The sequence below is a fragment of the Candidatus Galacturonatibacter soehngenii genome (assembly GCF_008830185.1).
GTDB classification, from domain to species: Bacteria; Bacillota; Clostridia; order Lachnospirales; family Lachnospiraceae; genus Lachnotalea; species Lachnotalea soehngenii.
The window spans coordinates 949,341-973,866 of record NZ_WAGX01000004.1 but is presented as its reverse complement, the minus strand read 5'-3'; the positions used below and the strand labels follow the sequence as shown (position 1 = coordinate 973,866).

At 34.6% G+C, this 24,526-nt stretch carries 24 protein-coding genes; 22 read left to right on the top strand and 2 right to left on the bottom strand.

The window, feature by feature from the left end; translation table 11 throughout:
* Nucleotides 1-244: 244 nt before the first annotated feature.
* From F7O84_RS07090 to F7O84_RS07015, 16 genes are all read left to right on the top strand, one after another.
* Nucleotides 245-574 carry a PadR family transcriptional regulator gene (locus F7O84_RS07090; RefSeq protein ID WP_151143762.1) on the top strand — a complete coding sequence of 110 codons (330 nt, stop codon included), beginning with the start codon at nucleotides 245-247 and terminating at the stop codon, nucleotides 572-574.
* Nucleotide 575: 1 nt separating this feature from the next.
* Nucleotides 576-1,547, top strand: coding sequence for a permease prefix domain 1-containing protein (locus tag F7O84_RS07085; RefSeq protein WP_151143499.1), 972 nt, complete (start codon nucleotides 576-578; stop codon nucleotides 1,545-1,547).
* Nucleotides 1,548-1,750: 203 nt separating this feature from the next.
* Nucleotides 1,751-1,981: an acyl carrier protein gene (gene acpP / locus F7O84_RS07080; RefSeq protein WP_151143496.1), complete on the top strand. Its 231-nt coding sequence runs from the start codon at nucleotides 1,751-1,753 to the stop codon at nucleotides 1,979-1,981.
* A 1-nt stretch (nucleotide 1,982) separates the two neighbouring features.
* Nucleotides 1,983-2,909, top strand: a complete 927-nt coding sequence (gene fabK, locus F7O84_RS07075) for an enoyl-[acyl-carrier-protein] reductase FabK (RefSeq protein WP_151143493.1) — start codon at nucleotides 1,983-1,985, stop codon at nucleotides 2,907-2,909.
* A 111-nt stretch (nucleotides 2,910-3,020) separates the two neighbouring features.
* Nucleotides 3,021-3,935, top strand: coding sequence for an ACP S-malonyltransferase (gene fabD / locus F7O84_RS07070; protein ID WP_151143490.1), 915 nt, complete (start codon nucleotides 3,021-3,023; stop codon nucleotides 3,933-3,935).
* A gap of 28 nt (nucleotides 3,936-3,963) precedes the next feature.
* Nucleotides 3,964-4,704 carry a 3-oxoacyl-[acyl-carrier-protein] reductase gene (fabG, locus tag F7O84_RS07065; protein WP_151143488.1) on the top strand — a complete coding sequence of 247 codons (741 nt, stop codon included), beginning with the start codon at nucleotides 3,964-3,966 and terminating at the stop codon, nucleotides 4,702-4,704.
* A 13-nt stretch (nucleotides 4,705-4,717) separates the two neighbouring features.
* A complete protein-coding gene (gene fabF / locus F7O84_RS07060; RefSeq protein ID WP_151143486.1) occupies nucleotides 4,718-5,953 on the top strand; it encodes a beta-ketoacyl-ACP synthase II in 1,236 nt (411 codons plus the stop codon).
* A gap of 3 nt (nucleotides 5,954-5,956) precedes the next feature.
* Nucleotides 5,957-6,388, top strand: coding sequence for an acetyl-CoA carboxylase biotin carboxyl carrier protein (accB, locus tag F7O84_RS07055; RefSeq protein WP_151143483.1), 432 nt, complete (start codon nucleotides 5,957-5,959; stop codon nucleotides 6,386-6,388).
* A gap of 2 nt (nucleotides 6,389-6,390) precedes the next feature.
* A complete protein-coding gene (fabZ, locus tag F7O84_RS07050) occupies nucleotides 6,391-6,813 on the top strand; it encodes a 3-hydroxyacyl-ACP dehydratase FabZ (protein ID WP_151143480.1) in 423 nt (140 codons plus the stop codon).
* Between the two features lie 15 nt (nucleotides 6,814-6,828).
* The gene (locus F7O84_RS07045; protein WP_151143477.1) at nucleotides 6,829-8,181 is read left to right on the top strand and encodes an acetyl-CoA carboxylase biotin carboxylase subunit; all 1,353 of its coding nucleotides are present in this window, start codon (nucleotides 6,829-6,831) and stop codon (nucleotides 8,179-8,181) included.
* 17 nt (nucleotides 8,182-8,198) lie between these two features.
* On the top strand, nucleotides 8,199-9,917 hold the full coding sequence (locus tag F7O84_RS07040; RefSeq protein WP_151143475.1) for an acetyl-CoA carboxylase carboxyltransferase subunit alpha: 1,719 nt from the start codon (nucleotides 8,199-8,201) through the stop codon (nucleotides 9,915-9,917).
* Between the two features lie 14 nt (nucleotides 9,918-9,931).
* Nucleotides 9,932-10,984 carry an NAD(P)H-dependent flavin oxidoreductase gene (locus tag F7O84_RS07035; RefSeq protein ID WP_151143472.1) on the top strand — a complete coding sequence of 351 codons (1,053 nt, stop codon included), beginning with the start codon at nucleotides 9,932-9,934 and terminating at the stop codon, nucleotides 10,982-10,984.
* Between the two features lie 181 nt (nucleotides 10,985-11,165).
* Entirely contained in the window at nucleotides 11,166-12,068 is a 903-nt protein-coding gene (locus F7O84_RS07030) for a S8 family peptidase (protein ID WP_151143469.1), read from the top strand.
* A gap of 134 nt (nucleotides 12,069-12,202) precedes the next feature.
* Nucleotides 12,203-13,081, top strand: coding sequence for a DUF3298 and DUF4163 domain-containing protein (locus F7O84_RS07025; RefSeq protein WP_151143466.1), 879 nt, complete (start codon nucleotides 12,203-12,205; stop codon nucleotides 13,079-13,081).
* Between the two features lie 41 nt (nucleotides 13,082-13,122).
* Nucleotides 13,123-14,310: an A/G-specific adenine glycosylase gene (locus F7O84_RS07020; protein WP_243140831.1), complete on the top strand. Its 1,188-nt coding sequence runs from the start codon at nucleotides 13,123-13,125 to the stop codon at nucleotides 14,308-14,310.
* Nucleotides 14,311-14,393: 83 nt separating this feature from the next.
* Nucleotides 14,394-15,839: a DEAD/DEAH box helicase gene (locus tag F7O84_RS07015; protein WP_151143461.1), complete on the top strand. Its 1,446-nt coding sequence runs from the start codon at nucleotides 14,394-14,396 to the stop codon at nucleotides 15,837-15,839.
* 57 nt (nucleotides 15,840-15,896) lie between these two features.
* On the opposite strand, the gene F7O84_RS07010 is transcribed toward F7O84_RS07015, so the two are convergent.
* Complete coding sequence (locus F7O84_RS07010) at nucleotides 15,897-16,376, bottom strand: S-ribosylhomocysteine lyase (RefSeq protein WP_151143458.1); 480 nt, start codon at nucleotides 16,374-16,376, stop codon at nucleotides 15,897-15,899.
* 205 nt (nucleotides 16,377-16,581) lie between these two features.
* Between F7O84_RS07010 and trpS the strand changes: the two genes are divergently transcribed.
* Nucleotides 16,582-17,586 (top strand): tryptophan--tRNA ligase, encoded by a 1,005-nt coding sequence (trpS, locus tag F7O84_RS07005; RefSeq protein ID WP_151143455.1) that lies wholly within the window; start codon nucleotides 16,582-16,584, stop codon nucleotides 17,584-17,586.
* 81 nt (nucleotides 17,587-17,667) lie between these two features.
* Complete coding sequence (locus F7O84_RS07000; protein WP_151143452.1) at nucleotides 17,668-18,168, top strand: heme-degrading domain-containing protein; 501 nt, start codon at nucleotides 17,668-17,670, stop codon at nucleotides 18,166-18,168.
* 43 nt (nucleotides 18,169-18,211) lie between these two features.
* Here F7O84_RS07000 and F7O84_RS06995 read toward each other — a convergent pair whose 3' ends face one another.
* On the bottom strand, nucleotides 18,212-19,096 hold the full coding sequence (locus F7O84_RS06995; RefSeq protein WP_151143450.1) for an RluA family pseudouridine synthase: 885 nt from the start codon (nucleotides 19,094-19,096) through the stop codon (nucleotides 18,212-18,214).
* 191 nt (nucleotides 19,097-19,287) lie between these two features.
* Between F7O84_RS06995 and F7O84_RS06990 the strand changes: the two genes are divergently transcribed.
* The 4 genes from F7O84_RS06990 to F7O84_RS06975 all read left to right on the top strand — a co-directional run bounded on the left by F7O84_RS06990 (nucleotide 19,288) and on the right by F7O84_RS06975 (nucleotide 24,508).
* On the top strand, nucleotides 19,288-20,652 hold the full coding sequence (locus F7O84_RS06990; RefSeq protein ID WP_151143447.1) for an MATE family efflux transporter: 1,365 nt from the start codon (nucleotides 19,288-19,290) through the stop codon (nucleotides 20,650-20,652).
* 311 nt (nucleotides 20,653-20,963) lie between these two features.
* On the top strand, nucleotides 20,964-21,956 hold the full coding sequence (hflK, locus tag F7O84_RS06985) for an FtsH protease activity modulator HflK (protein WP_151143444.1): 993 nt from the start codon (nucleotides 20,964-20,966) through the stop codon (nucleotides 21,954-21,956).
* 15 nt (nucleotides 21,957-21,971) lie between these two features.
* On the top strand, nucleotides 21,972-22,841 hold the full coding sequence (hflC, locus tag F7O84_RS06980; protein ID WP_151143441.1) for a protease modulator HflC: 870 nt from the start codon (nucleotides 21,972-21,974) through the stop codon (nucleotides 22,839-22,841).
* A gap of 119 nt (nucleotides 22,842-22,960) precedes the next feature.
* Nucleotides 22,961-24,508 (top strand): DNA recombination protein RmuC, encoded by a 1,548-nt coding sequence (locus F7O84_RS06975; protein ID WP_243140830.1) that lies wholly within the window; start codon nucleotides 22,961-22,963, stop codon nucleotides 24,506-24,508.
* Nucleotides 24,509-24,526: the final 18 nt, after the last annotated feature.

Sequence of the window (24,526 nt, the reverse complement as noted above, 5' to 3'; positions counted from 1 at the left end):
AATGAAAGAAATTAAAATAGGAAGATTTGAACAAGAGATAGTTAACTATTTCTTGTTTTTTTTATATAATGGGAAAGTTATTAAAACTTTCTCATTATATAATTTCTCTTGAAAAATTACTTTACTTATCGTAGTAGTTATGTTACAATTACTACGACAGATAAAGTACGACAGCCGTAGTATGATAGATGAAGTAATTTTTGAAATACCATATTTGTCACTAAACGAAAGGAGTGATGAAATTTTGATAAGTAGCGATATCATTCGTGGCTATAATGATATTATAATTTTGTATTTATTATTAGAGGATTCTTCTTACGGATATGAGATATCTAAAAATATTAGACAGATTACGAATGAAGAGTACGTAATGAAAGAAACAACCCTATATTCTGCGTTTGCAAGATTAGAGAAGAATGGATATATTCAATCGTTTTTTGGTGAAGAAACACAAGGAAAAAGAAGAACCTACTATAAAATAACGCAAGAAGGATTGCAGTATTATAAGGAAAAATGTGAAGAATGGGAAGTAACCAAGGAAGTTATTAATAAATTTATAAAGGAGATGGGATAGTATGGAGACAATCAAAAACTATTTAGATAGTATCTTTATTGGATTACCTGAGTCAGAAGAAATTATGAGATTGAAATCTGATTTACAAGACAGCATGGAAGATAAATATATAGAATTAAAAAGAGAGGGAAAGACGGAAAATGAAGCAATTGGAATTGTAATATCTGAGTTTGGAAATATTGATGAACTGTTAAATGAGATGGAGGTTCAAACAAAGATGAATCAAAGCCAACTACCAACGCTAGATTTAGAACCAGCAAAAGAGTATTTGTCTTTAAAACATAAGTCAGATAAAATGGTAGGATTGGGTGTATGGATGATTATATTTAGTACTTCTATTCTTGCTTTTGTATACCAGGCATTAGAAGATAATTTATTTTTAACACAGTTGTCTGGTAATGCAAAAAATACGTTTCCAGCTTTGATTTTCCTTGTTTTCTTAATTCCAGCGGTTGCGATTTTAATCTATAGTGGTACTAAGCTTGATTCTTATAAATTTATTGAAGAGAATAAATTTAAAACTACATTAGCCACAAGAGCATATGTTGAAAACTATTACAACCAGGAAAAAACAAAGCAAACGCAAGGCGTAATCATTGGAGTAAGTGTGTGCTTTCTTTCGCTAGTGCCAGCACTAATCTCTAATATGATTAGTGATGATGCAACAACTTATGGTGGATCAATACTTCTTTTTATGATAAGTATAGCAGTCTATATATTAATAACCACAGGTAGTAAAGCAAATGCATGCAAACAATTACTACAAATCGATGAATACAAAGTCGAAAAAAGCAAAGAAAGTAAAGTAATAGGTATTGTAGCCAGCATTATATGGCCAATTGCAGTTTGCATTTTCTTATTTACAGGGCTTGTTTATCATAAATGGGAGATTAACTGGATTGTATTTCCTCTTACAGGAATCTTGTTTGGTGGATTTTGTGCCGTATATTCAATGTCCACGAAAGAAAATTAATATTGATTAAAAAGTGCAATAATTCTCATATCCAAAGAAGCATAGGAAGAGAATTATTGCATTATTTTTTATGTAAAAGGCTACTCATTGTTCAATATAGAAAGTTTATAAAAAAAATCTTGACAAAAAAAATGAAACTATATATACTTTGAATATCAAACTATTTGCAAATCAAAACAATGTAAAATAAAGGAGAACCTATTATGTTAGAAAGAATGAAAGAAATTATTGCAGAGCAATTAAGCGCACAGGAAGATACGATTACACTAGAAACATCATTTAAAGAAGATTTAGGTGCAGACTCTTTAGACCTATTTGAATTAGTTATGGCACTAGAAGATGAATACTCTGTAGAAATTCCTTCAGAAGATTTAGAAAAATTAGTGACTGTTGGTGATGTGGTAGATTATTTAAAAGGAAAAGGCGTTGAATAATATGAAAACCAGAGTAACAGAGCTTTTGGGTATTGAATATCCAATTATCCAAGGGGGAATGGCTTGGGTTGCTGAACATAATCTTGCGGCAGCTGTATCAAATGCAGGAGGCTTTGGATTAATCGGAGCAGCAAATGCCCCGACAGAAGTAGTTCGAGATCAAATACGAAAGGCGAAGGAGTTAACCGACAAGCCATTTGGTGTAAACATTATGTTGTTAAGTCCGCATGCCGAAGAGATTGCAAAGATTGTAGTAGAAGAAGGAGTTGCCGCTGTTACAACAGGAGCAGGAAACCCTGAAAAATATATGGAAATGTGGAAGGCAGCAGGAATCAAAGTAATTCCAGTTGTAGCTTCGGTTGCACTTGCAAGACGTATGGAGCGTTATGGAGCAGATGCAGTTGTTGCAGAGGGATGCGAATCAGGTGGGCACATTGGAGAACAAACGACAATGACACTAGTTCCACAAGTGGTTGACGCTGTAAATATCCCTGTCATAGCAGCAGGCGGTATTGGCGATGGCAGAGGATTTGCAGCAATTCGTATGCTTGGTGCAGAGGCAGCTCAAATAGGCACAAGATTTGTGGTTGCAAAAGAAGCAGTGGTTCATGATGCTTATAAGCAACGTGTGATTGCAGCAAAGGATATTGATTCTGAAGTTACTGGTAGAAGTACTGGTCATCCAGTAAGACAACTTAGAAATAAAATGACAAGAGAATACCTAAAAATGGAAAAGGAAGGTGCTTCCTTTGAAGAGTTAGAGTATCTGACACTTGGGTCATTGCGTAAAGCAGTTGTAGAAGGTGATATTGTTGACGGAACAGTAATGGCAGGACAAATTGCAGGGCTTATTAAACAAGAGCAAACATGTAGCCAGATTATACAAGAGATTATAAAGGAAGCAGAGCAATTATTAAAGATTAATTAGTTAGTTTCCTATTTGTCACTTTAAAAGAGACGGTGGCGAATAGGAACAGCAGGAAATTTTTTTAAATAAATACTTTGATAATCAAAATAAATGTCGATTTAGGAGAGCAACATGAATAAATTAGCTTTTGTCTTCCCAGGACAAGGGGCACAATACATTGGAATGGGTAAAGATTTTTATGAAAACAGCGACGAAGCAAGAAAAATATTTGAAAAAGCCAGCGAATTAGGAAATATAAATATGGCAGAGCTTTTGTTTGAAGAAAATGATAAGCTAAACATTACGGAGTTTACGCAAATTGCAATGCTTACGGTATGCTGTGCTATGTTAAAAGAGATAGAATTAAGAGGTTATTCACCCCAAATCAGCGCAGGCTTAAGTCTTGGTGAATATAGTGCCTTGGTAGCATCCAAGGTGCTTAGCTTTGAAGAGGCCTTTAAGGTAGTAAAGCAAAGGGGTAAATTTATGCAAGAAGCAGTACCAGAAGGTGGTGCGATGGCAGCCGTACTAGGACTTGATACTATCAGAATCGAAGAAGTCTGTAACAGTACACAAGGAATTGTTCAAATTGCTAATTACAATTGCCCAGGCCAAATTGTAATATCAGGTGAAGAAGAAGCCGTAAATACTGCTTCAGAAAAATTAACAGAAGCTGGGGCAAAAAGGGTAATTAGACTTAATGTAAGTGGACCTTTTCACTCTCTTATGTTAAAGGAGGCTGGCAAGAAGCTACGAGAAGTACTAGATAAGGCTGTTTTTAGTGATGTAACGATACCATATGTTAGTAATGTTACGGCAAATTATGTAACGGATAAGTTACAGGTTGTCGACTTACTAGAAAAGCAGGTATATTCTTCTGTAAAATGGCAGCAGAGTGTAGAAACAATGATAAAGGACGGCGTAGATACTTTTGTAGAAATTGGACCTGGAAAGACACTATCTTCCTTTATTAAAAAGATTGATAGAACGGTAAAGGTAATTAACATAGAAAAATATGAGGATTTAGGTAAACTGGCTGAATTATAGATGTAGGTAGCTAGGATAGGAGAGTTGTATGTTAAAAGGAAAAATAGCATTAGTAACGGGAGCAAGCAGAGGAATAGGAAAAGAAATAGCCATTACACTCGCAAAAGAAGGTGCTTTTGTAGCCGTTAACTATAATGGCTCGAAAGAAAAGGCAGAAGAAGTGATTCAAGAAATCATTTCTTTTGGTGGCAAGGCAAAAGCGTATCAATGCAATGTCAGCGATTTTGAAGAGGCTTCTAGTCTAATAGCAGATCTTATCAAAGAACATGAAAGAATCGATATCTTAGTAAATAATGCAGGAATTACAAAAGATAATCTTCTTATGAAAATGAAGGAAGAAGAGTTTGACCAAGTTATTGACATTAACTTAAAAGGTACCTTTAATTGTATGAAACATATATCAAGACAGATGTTAAAGCAAAAATCTGGAAAGATTATTAATATTTCATCTGTATCTGGAATACTTGGCAATGTTGGTCAGGCAAATTATTGTGCCTCAAAGGCAGGAGTAATTGGTCTTACAAAATCAGCTGCAAGAGAGCTTGCTAGCAGAGGGATTACGGTAAATGCAGTTGCACCAGGATTTATAGAGACAGATATGACACAGGTTTTATCTGAGGCAGTAAGAGAACAAGCAACAAAGCAGATACCACTTGGAAGATTTGGAAAAGTAGAAGAGATTGCTAATATGGTTTGTTTTTTAGCATCTGACAAAGCAAATTATATTACAGGTCAGGTAATCAGTGTTGATGGCGGAATGGCAATGTAAAAAGGAGTATGGTATGAGAAGAGTAGTAATTACTGGTATGGGTGCAATCACACCCATTGGATTAAGTGTAGAGGAATTTTGGAATAGCGTAAAAGAAGAGAAAATAGGCTTTGCTGAAATTACGAAGTTTGATACTTCTGATTACAAAACAAAGTTGGCAGCAGAAGTAAAAGGCTTTGACGGAAAAAATTATATGGATGCTAAGGCAGCAAAGAGGATGGAGCTATTTTGCCAATATGCAATCGCTGCTACCAAAGAAGCATTAGAAAACTCCAAGCTTGATTTGGAAAAAGAAGATCCTTATCGTATTGGTGTGTCAGTAGGCTCTGGAATTGGTAGTCTACAGGCAGTCGAAAGAGAACATAAAAAGTTATTAGAAAAAGGACCTGGAAGAGTAAATCCATTATTGGTTCCAATGATGATATCTAATATGGCGGCTGGTAACGTATCGATTCAGTTTGGTCTGAAAGGAAAAAGTATCAATGTAGTTACGGCATGTACAACAGGTGCTAACTCTATTGGTGAGGCATTTCGTAGCATCCAGTGTAGTGAGGCTGATGTTATGGTGGCAGGAGGAACAGAAGGCTGTGTAACCCCAATTGGAGTAGCAGGCTTTGCAGCATTAACAGCACTTTCTGATTCAACAGACCCAGCAAGATGTTCCATTCCATTTGATAAAGAAAGAAGTGGATTTGTCATGGGAGAAGGCGCAGGAATTGTTATTTTGGAAGAATTAGAACATGCAAAAAAACGTGGTGCGAAGATATATGCAGAAATAGTAGGCTATGGTACCTCAAGTGATGCATTTCATATCACATCTCCAGCAGAAGATGGTTCAGGAGCTGCAAGAGCTATGATGAATGCGGTAAAGGAAGCTGGATTGGAACCAGAAGATATTACTTATATTAATGCACATGGAACTAGTACGCATCATAATGATTTGTTTGAAACTAGGGCAATTAAGCTGGCGTTTGGCGAACATGCGTATCAAATGAAAATTAACTCAACCAAATCTTTGGTAGGGCATTTGCTTGGAGCTGCTGGTGCAATTGAGTTTATAACTTGCGTAAAAGAAATACAAGAAGAATTCATTCATGCCACAGTAGGATATCAAATCAAAGATGAAGAATTAGATTTAAACTATATGGCAAAGGCAGAGAATTGCAAGGTAGATTATGCTTTAAGTAATTCCTTTGGATTTGGTGGACACAATGCCAGTATTTTAGTGAAAAAATACAGTGAGGTATAACAAATGGAATTGAATAACATAGAAAAATTAATTAAAGCGGTATCTGATTCTTCTATCACAAATTTTGTATATGAAGAAGAAAATATAAAGCTTGTTTTAGAAAAGAATACCCAAACACAGATTGTTTCAGCAGTAGGGGCTACTCCAATTGTTGCTACAGAAGCGCAGATTAGTAAGCAGTCGATAGAAAAAGAAGGAAAAATAATTTCTTCTATTTTGGTAGGGGTGTTTTATAGTGCACCAGGTCCAGAAGAAGAAGCTTTTGTAAAAATTGGAGACACTGTGAAAAAAGGTCAAATCATTGGTATTATTGAAGCAATGAAGCTGATGAATGAGATTGAGTGTGATTGTGACGGTGTAGTAGAAGAAATACTAGTAAAAGATGGTGATATGGTAGAGTATGGCCAGCCACTATTTCGAATAAAGGAAGTGTAACTATGTTAAACATTAAAGAAATTATGGATATTATACCCCATAGGCATCCCTTTTTGTTAATCGATCGAATTGAAGAACTAGAGCCAGGGAAAAGAGCAGTTGGAACCAAATGTGTAACCTATAACGAACCATTCTTTCAAGGACATTTTCCAGCTGAACCAGTTATGCCAGGTGTTTTAATTATTGAGGCATTGGCGCAGGTAGGAACGGTTGCTATGCTTAGCATACCTGAAAACAAAGGCAAAATCGGATTCTTTGGTGCTATCAATTCGGCAAAGTTTAAAAAGAAGGTTGTACCAGGGGATGTATTAACGCTTGAAGTTGAAATAATAAAACAAAAAGGACCGATGGGTGTTGGTAGTGCAAAAGCCTATGTAGACGGTAAAGTTGCAGCAGTAGCTGAACTGACCTTTGCAATCGGATAAATGAGGTGCAGGTAGATGTTTAAGAAAATTTTAATCGCAAATAGAGGGGAAATTGCAGTACGTATCATTCGTGCTTGCAGAGAAATGGGAATCCAAACAGTAGCAGTTTATTCGACGGCTGATAAAGAAGCGCTTCATACCTTACTTGCTGATGAAGCCATATGCATTGGACCTGCACCAGCAAAAGAAAGTTATTTGAATATGGAACGAATCATTAGTGCTTGCATTGCCACAAAAGCAGATGCGATTCATGCAGGATTTGGTTTTCTATCAGAAAATAGTAAATTCGTAGATATGTGTGCGAAGTGTAACATTACATTTATTGGACCAAGTGCTAATGTGATTCATAAGATGGGAAATAAGGCAGAAGCTAGAAGAACAATGATAGAAGCTCTTGTTCCTGTAGTTCCAGGAACAAAAGAGCCCGTATATACAGCAAAGGATGGAATAAAATTTGCAGATGAGATTGGCTATCCAGTCATCATAAAGGCTTCCAGTGGTGGGGGCGGAAAAGGTATGAGAATTGTAGAAGACCATAATTCCTTTGAACAGCAATTTAACACAGCTCAAATTGAATCAGTAAATGCATTTGGTGATAACACCATGTACATCGAAAAATATGTTCAAAATCCAAGGCATATAGAATTCCAGATTCTAGCAGATAAGTATGGAAATGTCATACAACTTGGAGAAAGGGACTGCTCCATACAAAGACATCACCAGAAATTAATTGAGGAGTCTCCATCCATTGCCATTAGCAATGAACTACGAAAGAAAATGGGTGATACAGCCATTTTAGCAGCAAAAGCCGCAAACTATGAAAATGCGGGAACGATAGAATTTTTACTAGACAAAAGTGGAGAATTTTATTTTATTGAGATGAATACAAGAATCCAGGTAGAACATACAGTAACAGAGACAGTAACTGGTATTGATTTAGTGCAAGAGCAAATCAAAATAGCAATGGGTGAGCCATTAAGTATCAAGCAAGAACAAGTTATTCTTAATGGACATTCCATTGAATGTAGAATTAACGCAGAAAACCCAAAGAAGAATTTTACACCAAGTCCTGGAAAGATAACAAATCTTCACATACCAGGAGGAAAAGGCGTAAGGATAGACACCGCCCTGTTCCATGGATACACAATACCAGCTGTTTACGATTCTATGATTGCAAAAGTAATCGTACATGATAAATCAAGAGAAAAAGCAATCAACAAAATGCGAAGTGTACTTGGAGAATTTATTATAGAGGGAATTGATACAAATATTGATTTTCAGTATGAAATATTAAGCCATGCTGATTTTCAAAGTGGAGATATCAGCACAGATTTTATTAGTCAGACTTTTCTGGATAATTCTAATTGAGATTAGGAGATAGTCATATGTTAAAGTTTAAAAAGACAACATATATTACAGTGAATAGGAGCATTGAGCGTCCACTAAAGAAAACAGGGGAAGAAGAACTGTTTAACGAGCCACATGTACCAGAAGGTATGTGGAAGAAGTGTAACAAATGTCAGAGTATGATATATACCGAAGACGTGATTCATGAAAACCATACATGCGGAAAATGTGGACACTATTTTCGAATCGATGCGACGACCAGAATCAGTATGATAGCTGATAAAGGAAGTTTTATAGAATGGGATACAGGAATAGAAAATAGCAATCCACTAGATTTTAACGGATACAAAGAAAAAATCAAAAAGCTGCAAGAACAGACGAATTTGGATGAATCCGTCATGACTGGAGAAGCTTTAATACAAGGACAAAAATGTGCACTTGGAGTTTGCGATGCAGGATTTTTGATGGGAAGTATGGGCTATGTAACAGGTGAAAAGATTACGAGAATGATAGAAAAAGCGACGGAGAAAAGATTACCTGTTATCATTTTTGCATGCTCTGGAGGAGCAAGAATGCAAGAAGGAATTGTATCGTTGATGCAAATGGCAAAAACTTCTGCTGCGCTTAAAAAACATGCAGATGAGAAATTATTATATATTACGGTTTTAACCGATCCAACAACAGGTGGAGTCACTGCAAGCTTTGCCATGTTAGGAGATATTATTCTTGCTGAGCCTGGTGCTTTAATAGGGTTTGCAGGACCAAGAGTCATTGAACAAACCATTGGTCAAAAGCTTCCAGAAGGTTTTCAAAGGGCAGAATTTCTAGTAGAACATGGTTTTGTGGATCGCATTGTAAAAAGGGAAGAGATGAAGGAAGTCTTAGCAAAATTAATTAGGATGCATAATCAATCCAATTCTCTTACAGACATAAAATCCGTAAATGCACCTGCTTTGTTAAAAGAATCAAAAGCAAAAAGAAGTGCATGGGAGCAAGTGCAACTTGCAAGATTATCAGACCGTCCAACGGCTCTTGATTATATTGGACTTATTTTTGACGACTTTGAAGAATTCCATGGAGATCGATTATATAAGGACGATAAGGCAATGGTGGGTGGAATTGGATATTTTCGCGGCATACCAGTTACCATAATTGGCGAACAAAAAGGTAGGTCGACGAAAGAAAATATCGAACGAAATTTTGGAATGCCATCTCCAGAAGGATATCGTAAGGCACTACGTTTGATGAAACAGGCAGAAAAGTTTAACAGGCCAATCATAAATTTTGTAGATACCCCAGGAGCCTTTTGCGGTCTAGAAGCAGAAGAGAGAGGACAAGGAGAGGCAATCGCCAAAAATCTATTTGAAATGTCTAGTTTAAAGGTACCTGTTTTAAGTATCATCATAGGTGAAGGCGGAAGCGGTGGAGCATTGGCGTTAGCAGTTGGAAATGAAGTTTGGATTATGGAAAATGCAACGTATTCAATTCTTTCTCCAGAAGGTTTTGCCTCGATTTTGTGGAAGGATAGCAAACGTGCCGATGAAGCAGCTAAAGTAATGAAGATTACTGCAAAAGATTTGAAAAAGTTAAATATAGTAGAACGAGTGATTCCAGAGCCAGAAAAGCTTGATATTACAACACTAAATAAACTAAAAGAATATTTTTTATGTCATATCAGTGAATTCTTATTGAAATACCAAAGCTTCACGGAAAATGAAGTGATGGAAGAACGTTATAAACGTTTTAGAAGCATGTAGTGGAGGATAAAGGATTGGAAATAAAACCATTAAAAATAGGAGATTTGGTTGCAAAAATTCCTGTGATTCAAGGCGGCATGGGTGTAGGAATAAGTTTGTCTAGACTTGCTGGTGCAGTTGCACTAGAAGGCGGAGTAGGCATAATATCAACAGCACAAATCGGATTTCAAAGCCCTGACTTTGATAAAAACCCCATTGCTGCTAATCTAAAAGCCATTGGAGAAGAAATTAAAAAGGCAAAAGAAATTGCAAAGGGAGGCATCATAGGTGTTAATATTATGGTTGCCACAAAAGATTATGAAGAATATGTAAAAGCGGCTGTCAAAGCAGGTGTTGACCTTATAATTTCTGGAGCAGGGTTACCAACAACATTACCTAAGCTGATTGAAGGATCAAGAACAAAAATTGCACCAATTGTATCCTCTTTAAAATCAGCAGATGTGATTTGTAAAATTTGGGATAGAAAATATAAAAAGTCTCCAGATATGGTTGTAATAGAAGGAGCTAAGGCTGGAGGACATTTAGGCTTTACGGTAGAAGAAATTGAACAATTTGATGAAAGCGAATATGACAAAGAAATTGAAAAAATCATTTCACTTGTAAACCAATATGGGGAAAAATATAATAAGCAAATACCTGTGGTGGTAGCTGGTGGTGTATTTGACCAGAAAGATTTAATGCATTACCTAGAACTTGGAGCAAGTGGTGTACAAATTGCAAGCCGCTTTGTTGCAACCTATGAATGTGATGCAGACGAGAAATACAAGCAAGCTTACATCAATGCAAAAAAAGAAGATGTGGTAATTGTTAAAAGTCCAGTAGGACTTCCAGGTAGAGCGATAAATAACCCTTTTTTAGAACGTTTAAAGGAAGGTCCGATTAAGGTTTCAAGCTGTAGAAAATGCCTATCGCACTGTAATCCTGCTACCATACCTTATTGCATTACACAAGCGTTAATCAATGCTGCAAAAGGTGATATTGATCATGGACTTTTATTTTGTGGAGAAAATGTTTATCGTATTAATAAAATGGTTCATGTAAAAGATATTTTAGATGAGTTTCGATAATTTTTATAAAGTGTTAAGAAAGTGTCAGTTTTCTGGCACTTTTTTCTTATACTCGGTTAGTTCTTAATAGAAGGGCATAACATTAACATATGCAATCAACAAAAAAGATATTCTTATAACAGTGTTTCAAAGTACCAGTGTTCTTCATAATATATATTAATGAGTTGACTGGAGAAATCAAGTGTATTATGTAAAGAAGAAAGTAAACTATAATTATGCGAGTCAAAATAACATTACAGGCAGAGGAGTTACAATTGCCATAATGGATACTGGGATATACCATCACAGTGACTTTGATAATAGAATAATAGGTTTTAAGGATTTAGTGAATAATAGAATAGGAATATATGATGACAATTCACATGGTACGCATGTAGCAGGTATTTGTGCTGGAAATGGTAAATTATCCATTGGTAAATATGCAGGAATGGCACCAGGTAGTAATATTGTTATGATTAAAATTCTAGATGATGGCGGAAATGGTGAGTCTAACTCCATTACAAGAGGTGTAGAGTGGATTTTACGGAATAAGAATAGATATAATATAAGATTATTAAATATATCAGTTGGTACATTACCTAGAACAGGTGCAGAAGAAAAATCTGCAATATTAGATAGTGTGGAAGAGGCTTGGGACAATGGAATTGTTGTTGTAGCAGCAGCAGGTAATAGTGGTCCAGGAGGCTATACCATTACGACACCTGGGATTAGTAGAAAAGTAATAACAGTAGGTTCCTCCGATGATGGATTACAAGATGTATTTGGAAGAGTAAAAACAAATTATTCAGGGAGAGGGCCTACGATGTCATGTATATGTAAGCCTGATATTGTTGCCCCTGGTATGAATATTACTGCATGTAACGCAATGAATTTGAGAGATAGTAAAGCCTATTCCATTAAGAGTGGTACTTCTATGTCAACGCCCGTTGTAACAGGAGCTTTGGCATTGTTATTAGAAAAACACCCCGATATGGGAACAAGAGATGTTAAAATGCGAATCAAGGATAGTGCAGTTAATCTAGGCTTGCCAAGAAATAGGCAAGGATGGGGAGCACTTGACATAGAACAATTATTAAAAAATTAAAGACTAAAGGGACTGTTGCAATTGATTTTGCAACGCCCCCTTATACATATTCGTCTAATGGTTTAATTGATTAAGTGTTTACAAAACATTACGTCAAGCATATACTAGGAATTAAAAGAGATAAGGAGGACTTGATGAAAAAGCAAATAGTAACACTTGGGATTTTGGTAAGCTTATCACTTGTTGCTTGTCAAAATAGGCAGTTAATAGAAACAAATCAATTGGATACGAAAGAAGATCTTGTAACAGAACCTATAATGCAAAAAGAAATCGCTCAAAAAGTAACAACAGAAAATAATGAATATATCAAAGATAAGAAGAATTTGGAAAATAATTCAAACATATCCGTTGTATTTGAAGATAGATCTAGAGAAGAAAGAGATAAAAAGGGTAATTTATTATTAACAGTAACAAGTAACATACCAGTTGTAACCATACAAGGTAATGAAGAGGCTTCACAAAAAATCAATGCTTACTACAAAGAAAGTGAAAAAAAGCAAGAAGAAAAAATAAAGGAATACATAGATTATGCAACCGATCACTTTTCCTTGTTAAATACCGATCAGGTTGAGAACTGGAACGGATACGGATTAGGGGATATTTATGGCAGTAAAAGAGTGGATCAAGCAGCAATTAGTATTGTTGATGATACCTATGAGTATGCAGGCGGAGCGCATCCTAATACTACAAGGACAGCACAAAACTTTGACACTCAGTCAGGTAATCTTTTGACTCTTAAAGATGTTTTGACGGATGAAGAAAAGGGAATAGCATTTGTTAACGAATTTCTGCTAAAAAAAATGAAGGAATCTGAAGATGAGTTAGGTTTTTTTGAAGATTACGAAAACTATGTAAAGGATATTTTGACAGATCAAACTTGGTATTTCTCTGATGAAGGATTTGTTGTGATTAGTAATGTATATATTGTCTCACCATATGCGGCAGGAATCCAAGAATATGTGATTCCTTATTCACAATTTCCGTACTTGGTAGAAAAATACCAAAAGAAATAGACTGGTAAATGCTTTTCCTTTATTCTATAATGTGATAGGGGATGTTAGGAAAGGAAAAACAAATGCAATACGATTACAGCAATATAATTGAATATTTACTACATTGGTTTGATTATAATGCAAGAATTTTAAGATGGCGTCTTGAACCAAAGGCATATTACATATGGATATCTGAAATCATGCTTCAACAAACAAGGGTAGAAGCTGTAAAGGGATATTTTGATCGTTTTGTGGAAGAACTGCCAGATATAAAAGCACTTGCTGAATGTGAGGAAGAGAAATTATTAAAGCTTTGGGAAGGATTAGGCTATTATAATCGCGTTAGAAATCTGCAAAAAGCAGCAAAAATAATAATGAGTGATTACCAAGGACGGTTGCCAAATAGTTACGAAGAGCTTCTAAAGCTACCAGGTATAGGTAGTTATACGGCTGGAGCCATTGCATCAAATGTATACAAGATACCAGTGCCTTCTGTGGATGGAAATGTACTTCGAGTTGCAAAACGAATTGCTGGAAGTTTTGATGATATTACAAAGGCTTCGGTAAAAAAGCAATTAGAAAATGATTTGAGAGAAATCATGCCAAAGGATAGGCCAGGTGACTTTAATCAGTCGCTAATGGAACTTGGTGCAGTGATTTGTATTCCAAATGGAAAACCTCTATGTGAACAATGTCCAGTGTCTCATTTATGTAAGGCGCATCAACAAGGAATAGAAATGAAAATTCCTGTAAAAACACCAAAGAAATCAAGAAAGATAGAACATAAGACAATTCTTTTGTTCGAATATGAAGAGCGAGAAGAATTAACCAATAAAAAGCAAACGCATCGTATGTTAAGCTATTATTTGATTCAAAAAAGAAATAAAAAAGGATTACTTGCGGGATTGTGGCAGTTACCTTCATTGGAAGGAAAGAAGACTGCTTTAGAGATAGAAGAATATATAAGCAAGATGATGCAAGAACAGCAACTAGATTTTGGTATATTGGTAGAACCTCTTGGTGAAGGAAAACATATTTTTTCCCATATTGAATGGCATATGAAAGGATATCGAATTAAACTAACATCCAAAGATGACTCTTCTATAGTAGAAATAAAAGATATGATAAATCAGTTTCTATTAGCAGAGAATCAAGAAAGCAAAGAAGTAAAATGGATACATGCAAAAGAGTTAGAAGACTATGCATTGCCTTCTGCATTTGATACCTATCGAGGCTATCTAATGGAATAGATTGAAACCTACTATCAATTGTTGCTTTTTTTAATAGGACAAAGATGTTATACTGTAACCTATCAAAAAGAAAAGAGAAAGAAATGAGTCAAATAAATAAATTTATTAGTTTTAACTTATCAAAAGAAATTTTAGAAGCTTTGACCATGTTGAAATATTTAGAGCCTACAAAAATACAAGATATGGTGATTCCTAAAGCTTTAGAGGGCATAGATATTGTAGGAAAATCAAAAACAGGTACAGGAAAAACGGCAGCATTTGCAATACCCATTTGTGAACAAATTATTTGGGATGAGTATTTACCACAGGCCTTGATACTGGAACCGACAAGGGAGCTTGCAGTTCAGGTAAAAACCGAGGTGTTTCATATAGGACGTAAGAAAAGATTAAAGGTCCCTGTATTATTTGGTGGAATGCCAATTGACAAGCAAACGACTACGTTAAAACAAAAATCCCATGTTGTGGTGGGAACACCAGGAAGAATATTGGATCATCTAAGACGTGGAAATCTTAAATTAGAAAACATCAAATATCTTGTGATTGATGAGGCTGATTTAATGCTTGATATGGGATTTCAAGAAGAAGTAAGTGAGATTATAAGGCAACTACCAGATAAAAGGCAAACCATGTTATTTTCGGCAACAATGAGTGATGCGATAGAAGAACTGGTGAATGAGAATATGACAAATCCTTTGACTATCGCAATTGAATCAACGACTCAAACGGTATCAAAAGTAAAGGAAGAGTTGTACTATGTAGACAGTGAAGAAAAATATCATACATTCTTTTCCATTTTACTAATGGAGAATCCAAAGGATTGTATGATATTTTGTGCAACAAGAGAAATGGTAAATACGTTATATCATAAGATGACTAGAGATAAAATTAAATGCGGAATGCTTCATGGAGAACTTGATCAAAGGCAACGACTACAAGTGATAGAAGAATTTAGAGAGGGCCGATTTCATTTTCTGATATGTACGGATGTGGCAGCTAGAGGAATTGATTTTGATACAATCACTCATGTGATACATTATGACTTTCCAACTGGAAGAGAAACTTATGTTCATAGAACAGGAAGAACAGGTAGAAATGGCAAGAATGGAAAAGCAATTAGTCTTGTCACACCAGATGAAGAGAAAATGAAAAAGATGGTTGAGGCATATACATTAAGAAAGTTAGAAGAAAAGGTATGTCCAAAACGAGAAGACATTGATGAGAAGGCATTTTGGAAAAAGCAAAGTGAAAAAACAGTTCGAAAGGAAAGGAAGGGAGCTGTTTTTAACAAGACGATTACCAGATTATGCATTGGTGGTGGAAAAAAATCAAAAATGAGAACCGTTGATATTGTAGGTGCTATTTGCAGTATTGATGACATAAGTGCAGAAGATATTGGTATCATAGATATTAGGGACAGTTTATCTTATGTTGAGATTCTAAATAACAAAGGAAATAAAGTAATGAATGAACTGCAAAATAAGACAATTAAAGGAAAGATTAGAAAAGTAAAAACTGTGAAAGGAATATAAAAATGGAATTAAAAGCAAGGTTTAAAACCTTGTTTTTAATTCCATAATTTATAAAAACTAATTAGGATATACTAATCTAGATTCATCTATGTGGTAAAGAACCTCATTTAAGAATTTATTCGCAAGATAATTTGCCATTGGAAGATTCATATCTAAATAGTTGCCACAATCCTTAGCACTTGCACCAGGTATTTCATCTTTAAAATCTCTTATAAATTCAAACAACTCAGTTAATAAAGGTATGATGTTTTTTGATTCATAATCACCAGCAAGCAGTAAATAAAAACCAGTACGACAGCCCATAGGACCAAAATAAATAATTTTGGAACCAAAATCCTTATGATTTCTTAAATATGTTGCCGCTAAATGTTCGATTGCATGCATTTCAGCAGTATTCATGACTGGTTCACCATTAGGTTTTGTCATTCGGATATCAAAAGTTGTGATAATGCTAGTACCTACAGGGTCTTTTCGAGACACATATACCCCAGGGATTAATTTAATATGGTCAATGGTAAAACTTGTAATTTTTTCCATAAGAATGCTCCTTTGCAAAATACTTATTGATTCAGTATACTGAATCGTTAGGTTTATTTTTACATTTTATTGAAATATTATATCATATATTGTATTATGATAAAAGATTATTATTTTATAAGTGAATATGCCTTTTTAGGTGACACTTTAAATGAATAGAATATATAGCTAGAATATGATAATGAATAGTAGCATGGAGGAAAAAATGATAGGCGATAAAAAAGTATTATTTAGCGGGATGCAGGCAACCGGTAATTTAACACTCGGGAATTATTTAGGTGCATTAAAGAACTGGGTAAATATATGTGATGAGTATGAGTGCTTTTACAGTGTGGTAGATATGCATTCCATAACGGTTAGACAAGATGCGGCTACACTTAGAAAGAGATCAAGAGAACTTCTTACACTATATATTGCAGCAGGTCTTGATCCAGAGAAGAACTGTATTTATTATCAATCTCATGTTTCGGCACATGCAGAATTGTCATGGATTCTTAATTGTTACACCTATATGGGCGAGTTGAATCGAATGACACAATTTAAAGACAAATCAGCAAAGAATGCAGATAACATTAATTCAGGGTTATTTACTTATCCTGTATTAATGGCAGCAGACATTTTGTTATATCAGGCAGATGTGGTTCCAGTTGGAATCGACCAGATGCAGCATCTTGAATTGGCAAGAGATATTGCTACTCGATTTAACGGAATCTATGGTGATGTTTTTACCGTTCCAGAAATCTACATGGGTAAAGTTGGGCGTAAAATCATGTCCTTACAAAATCCAGATAAAAAGATGTCCAAATCAGATGAGAATCCGAATGGCAGCATCTATCTTATGGATGATACGGATACGATTATTCGTAAATTCAAACGAGCGGTAACCGATTCGGATAACCAAATAAGATATTCAGAAGACAAACCAGGTATTAAGAATCTAATTGATATCTATTGTGCAACAACTGGTAAGTCATCAGAGGAAGTGGAAAAAGAATTCGATGGCAAAGGATATGGCGACTTTAAGCTTGCAGTAGGAGAAGTAGTAGCACAGTGTTTAAAACCAATTCAAGACAGGCAAAAAGAGCTACTAAATGATAAAGCATACGTAGATGGTGTTATAAAAAATAATGCGGAAAAAGCAAGCTATTTTGCGACCAAGACACTTCGTAAGGTACAAAAGAAAGTAGGGTTTCCAGAAAGAATTAGGTAAACTAGAACGTTAAAATAAAACTATGTTACTTTTCTAAAAGAGAATCAAAGTTATATTGGGTAACTAAAAGGAGGAATCTATATGAATTTAACAATGGATGAGGCAATCAAAGTTTTAGAAATGCAAGAAGAAATTCTTCAGTTTTCTCATTTTACAAATGACGATGCATGGGAACTAGGTAACATTATAGTTGCAGCAGGTAAAAAACTTGACGTATCCATTGCAATTAGTATTCGATTAAACAATGGATATACCGTATTTCAACACGGGTTTGATGGTACCAATTTGTTAAACGAAAAATGGATTGACAGAAAATTTAAAACCGTTATGATGGCTGAAAAGAGTAGTCTTTATACGTATATGTTGCTTAATCAAAATGAAGAAAGTTTTGAAGATTGGGGATTAAATCCAAGAGAATATGCCGCATGTGGAGGTGGCTTCCCAATTCGAATTGAAGAAGTTGGTGTAATAGGAGCTGTTATCATATCAGGTCTTGATCATGTATCGGATCATGATTTGTTAATTAAATGCATCAGCAAATACTTACATGTAGACGAAGTTCCAAGGATTAAAGCAATGTAACCCAATATATACAAAGTGATACATTAGGTTACGCTAGAATTTGTTATTCAATTAATTTTTTCATATCTTGAGGCAGTGGCGAGACAAAAGCCATTGCCTCTTTTGTGATAGGATGAACAAAGGAAAGCTTATGGGAATGCAATGCTTGCCGATTGATATGTGTAAAAACAGGATTATAAATAAAATCACCTGGTAGGGGATGTTCAATGTACTTCATATGCACCCTGATTTGATGTGTACGGCCTGTTTCTAGGACTATTGAAGCCAGCGAAAAGTCATTCTTATAATCAAGTCGTGAATAATGGGTAATTGCAGTTTGTCCATGATCAAAATCAATACAGCGTTCAATTACAGAGCCTTCTTTTCTGGCGACTGGAGCATCAATGGTACCATTATCATTTAATTTTCCCTCTACAAGTGCCAGGTATTCTCTATGAATTTCACGATTTCGTACCATTTCAGAAAGGATACAGCTACTATACATATTTTTAGCAAGAAGAACAAGACCTGAGGTATCTTTGTCCAAGCGGTTTACACAACGAAAAACAAAAGGAAGATTTTGCGACTCATAATAATAAGCCAATCCATTTGCAAGTGAATTATCATAATTGTTCATGGAAGGATGTATGGGTGTGTTTGAAGCTTTATTGATGATTACGATATCTTCATCTTCATAAACGATATCTAACTCCATTTTGACAGGAACAATATTGTCAGAAGACGATTCTTCTATAATCTGAATGGTTAAAACATCATTTGTATGAAGTAAATCATTAATATAGGCCCATGTATTGTTTAACAAAATACCTTGCTCTGTTTTCTTTAGGTGAATAATGAGTTGTCTTGAATACAAATGTTTTCGAAGAAAATCTCCGATTTTGTAACCATCATAAGCATCATCAATCTTGTAAATAAAAGTTCTATTCATTAAATATCTCCAAAAGTTTGTTTCTGTTTTTCTTAATAACGTATTGAATCATTAAACAAAGGTTAAACTGTAACGATTATAGCACAACAAAGATAAAATAGCAGTATTTAAATAAAACTTCCTTGACTAAAATTTTTTGGTATCATAGAATAAAAGTTAGTCGCTTTTTGGAGAAATAGGAGGAATACGAAATGGAAAAGCAAAAAGAAGTACAAGAAAATAAAATGGGAACTATGCCTATAAATAAATTACTGATATCAATGTCACTACCTATGATAATATCTATGCTTGTACAAGCAATGTATAATGTCGTTGATAGCATATTTGTATCAAGATTGGGAGAGGATGCATTAGTTGCAGTATCTTTAGCATTTCCAATTCAGAATTTAATGATAGCGGTAGCTGTTGGGACAAGTGTGGGAATTAACGCATTATTATCTCGATGTCTGGGAGAAAAAAAGTTTAAGGAAGCCAATCTATGTGCCTTAAATGGTGTTTTTTTAGCAGTATTAAGTTATATTGTATTTGCGATTTTTGGTTTTATTTTTGCAGAGCGGTTTTTTGTAGGTCAAACGAGCAATCCGCAGATAATTAAATATGGAACACAATATTTATTCGTATGTACCGTATTTTCTTTTGGAATGTTTCTACAAATTATCATGGATCGCTTGCTTCAATCGACTGGTAGAACGTTCTATAATATGATAACACAGGGGACTGGAGCTATTATTAATATTATTTTAGATCCTATATTAATATTTGGTTTATTTGGATTTCCAAGATTAGAGGTTACGGGCGCAGCGATTGCAACTGTTGCAGGACAAATTGTTGGTATGACTTTGTCAATTATTTTTAATATTAAAGTAAACAAAGACATTCATTTAACAATAAAAGGGTTTAAGCCTCATTTAGAGACCATAAAAAAGATTTATGCAGTTGGATTGCCTTCTATTATCATGCAGTCTATTACTTCTGTTATGACTTTTGGAATCAATAAAATATTAATTATGTTTACAAGTACAGCAGTCTCTGTATTTGGTGTTTATTTTAAAATGCAAAGTTTTGTCTTTATGCCAGTATTTGGTCTAAACAATGGTATGGTTCCAATTGTAGCATATAATTATGGAGCAAAAAAGAAAAAACGAATTATACAAACGGTCAAGATGAGTATTGTGATTGCGACAGGAATTATGTTATTTGGTTTTGCGATTTTCCAGATATTTCCAGCACAATTACTTAAAATGTTTAATGCCACAGATGACATGTTAACAATTGGAACTTATGCTTTAAGAATTATTAGTATTAGTTTTATTTTTGCAGGATTTTGTATCATCCTTTTATCCGTTTTTCAAGCATTAGGACATGGAATGTTAAGTTTGATCGTTTCTTTAATCAGACAGTTGGTAGTTATATTACCTGTGGCATTTATACTAGCCAAGCTTGGAGGGTTACATGCAGTTTGGTATGCATTTCCGATTGCAGATATCTTTTCTGTAACCTTTAGTATTATTTTTCTTCGAAAGATATATCATACAACTATTAAAAATTTAGAATGATACTATTGACATTTTGTTAACAATATGGTAGGATTATTTTAACAAAAGAACATGAACGTTCATTCATTTGTTTTTTAAATGATAAAAGGGAGTAGTTAGCATCAGTTTGATGTTATACGAAGGCGTCATAACGATTGATAAAATCAATCCGCGTCGTATGAGTAAATAACAAGACTTTTATTGCAATATTTATTGTGATAAAGGTCTTTTTTGTTTACTATTTGGTTAAGTAACATTAGCCTGCATTAAGTTAACAAGATACTTTTACCCCAATATCAAGAACATAGTAACAATTAGAAAGGAAGAGGGATATGGAATTTCAAACAAAAAATAATTCATTTAAGAATGGTATGAAAGTGGCAGGAAAAGTTGCAACAGGTGTGGTGATAACAATTATAGCTCTTATTTTGATTTTTGGTTCCACTTATCAAATAAAAGAGCAAGAACAGGCAGTATTAATTACATTTGGTAAAGCAAAAGCCGTTACGGAGTCAGGTTTGCATTTTAAGATACCGCTGATTCAACAGGTTCGAAAAGTAGATACAACCATTCAAGGGTTCACAATTGGTTATAATTCAGATACAAATGAAACAATTGATGAAGAAGCTGTTATGATTACAAGCGATTATAACTTTATTAATGCAGATTTCTTCGTAGAATACAAGATTTCTGATCCCGTAAAGGCTTTATATGAATCACAGCAGCCACAAAAGATACTTAAGAATTTATCGCAAAGTTGTATTCGAACTGTTATCGGTAGCTATGATGTAGATAGCGTTTTAACGACTGGTAAGAATGAAATACAAGCGGCAATCAAAGAGATGATATTACAAAAATTAGAGGAACAAGATATAGGTATTCAGCTTGTCAATGTTACAATACAGGATGCAGAACCGCCTACTACTGAAATCATGGAGGCTTTTAAAGCAGTAGAAACAGCAAAACAAGGAAAAGAAACAGCCTTAAACAACGCAAATAAATATAGAAATGAAAAACTTCCAAACGCGCAGGCAGAATCCGATAAGATTATAAAAGATGCAGAAGCATTCAAACAAGAACGAGTTAACGAAGCGACTGGACAGGTAGCAAGGTTTAACGCAATGTATGAAGAATATGTAAAAAATCCAACTGTGACAAAGCAAAGAATGTTCTATGAAGCAATGGAAGATATCTTACCAAACATTGATATTGTAATTGATGGATCAAATGGAGTACAAAAAGTATTGCCGCTAGAACCATTCGTAAGTATGCAAGGAGCAGACAATAATCAAGGTTCATCTACAACAACAGAGTCAAATCAATAAACAGGGGGAATTAAAATGAAGAAAATTAAAAAAATAGGAATCGTTGTAATAGCATTTATGCTTGTAATCGTTGCATCTAGTTCAGTTGTAGTAACTGCTGAAAATGAATTTAAGTTAATCCGTCGATTTGGAAAGGTAGACCGAGTAATAACAGAAGCAGGCATTGGTTTAAAAATACCTTTCATTCAAAGTGTAGATACATTACCAAATGAAATTTTATTATATGATCTTGCCTCCTCAGATGTAATTACGAAAGATAAGAAGACGATGATAACAGATAGTTACGTATTATGGAAAATAACAAACCCATTAAAATTTGCACAGTCGTTAAACTCCTCAATCCTGAATGCAGAAAGAAGATTGGATACGGTGGTATATAATTCCACTAAAAATATCATTGGTAGTAGAAATCAAGATGCGGTTATATCAGAAAGAGATGGAGAACTAACGAAAGCAATCATGGATAATATTGGTACTACAATGGAACAATACGGAATAGAAATTATTACCATTGAAACAAAACGTTTGGATCTTCCAAGTGATAATAAAGCAGCAGTGTATGAAAGAATGATATCAGAAAGAGGCAACATCGCAGCTACTTATACAGCTGAAGGAGAAGCAGAGGCACAAAAGATTAAAAATACAACAGACAAAGAAATAACAATACTTTTATCAGAAGCAAACAAACAAGCAGAAATATTAAAGTCAGAAGGGGAAGCAGAATATATGAGAATCTTGGCAGAAGCATATGCGGACGAAAGTAGAACAGATTTTTATGCTTTTGTTAGAAGTTTGGATGCAGCAAAAGCATCATTAAAAGGTGATAACAAGACATTGATTCTATCAGAAGACTCTCCAATCACTCAAATATTTAATGGCAACTAAGGAAAGATTACTTCCTAAAGAAAACGAGAAAGTTGAAAAGCGTGGATCATTACCACGCTTTTTATGATGAATAAAAAGAGATGATAAAAGGATTGGAATCTATTTGATAATATATTAAAATGATAGAAGAGTATGACACAAAAGAAAGATATGAGGTTGATAGAATGGAGATATTTATTATTCTAAGTATTGTAATATTAATATTACTCATCATTAATTTAATTCTTACGATACGAAATTTATCTGCTACAAACACGAAAACTTTAAAAAAAGAATTATTAAGCGAAATTATGAATCAACAGACCTTATTAACAAATAATACGCAAAGCTTTATTAACTCGATAATGGCTAGTCAAAGACAGGCGACTGAGTTGCAGGATAAGAGATTAAAAGAATTAACCGATCGTATTTCATACAATCAAGCAGTGTTAAAATCAGATCTCATGGATAAATTAGCTGGTTTTCAGGTAAGCCAAACAGAGAGCTTGAAGGCCTTACAAAGTAGTGTGCGAGAAACGACTAGTATGCTTACAGAAGCACAAACAAAGCAATTTGCAATGCAAGATAAAAGGCTACATGATATCTCGACATTGTTAGGTGATACACAAACGAAATTAGAAGCAACGGTTTCAAGACGTCTTATGTTAGTAGATGAACAGTTTAAAACGTTTACCAATCAAAACAAAGATTCTTTAGAGGGCATACGCAATACAGTACAAGAACGATTAGAGTCATTGCGAAACGATAATAATGAACAACTTGAAAAAATGCGTTCTACGGTAGATGAAAAACTCCAAAAAACGTTGGATGAAAGAATTACACAGTCCTTTAAGATGGTAAATGATAGACTTCAAGAAGTGTATGCTGGACTAGGAGAGATGAAAACGCTAGCAAATGGCGTAGGGGATTTAAAAAAAGTGCTATCCAATGTAAAGACAAGAGGAATTCTTGGTGAATATCAATTGGGTGCTATTATCGAAGAAATATTAACGAAGGAACAATATGAAGAAAATGTTGCGACAAAGAAAGGCTCTTTGAATCGAGTAGAATATGCCATTCGATTACCTGGAGAAGATGACCAAGTTGTTTATCTGCCAATCGATGCAAAATTCCCAGGTGATACCTACAGCCAATTGGTAGATGCCTATGAGCAAGGAGACAACGATGCAATCGCATTAGCACAGGCGGCACTTGATGCAAGAATTAAAGGCTGTGCCAAAGATATACATGATAAATACATAGATCCACCTTATACAACAGATTTTGCAATTATGTTTTTACCATTTGAAGGACTTTATGCAGAGGTGGTTCGCAGAGGGCTTATTGATACATTACAAAGACAATATCGTGTGAATATTGCAGGACCAACCACATTTGCAGCTTTGTTAAATAGCTTACAAATGGGATTTAAGACACTTGCAATACAAAAGCGTTCCAGTGAAGTATGGAATGTTCTTGGAGCAGTTAAGACGGAGTTTACAAGATTCGAAGAGGTTTTAGCGGCGGCACAAAAGCGAATTGAACAAACAGGGGCAGAATTAGATAAGCTAATTGGTGTTAGAACCAGAAAAATCAATAGTAAGCTTAGGGAAGTATCGCAACTTCCAACATTAGAGTCAAAAGAAATATTTGATAACGTAATCGAGGTAGATGAAAATATTTCATAACAAAAAAAAGCGAATGTG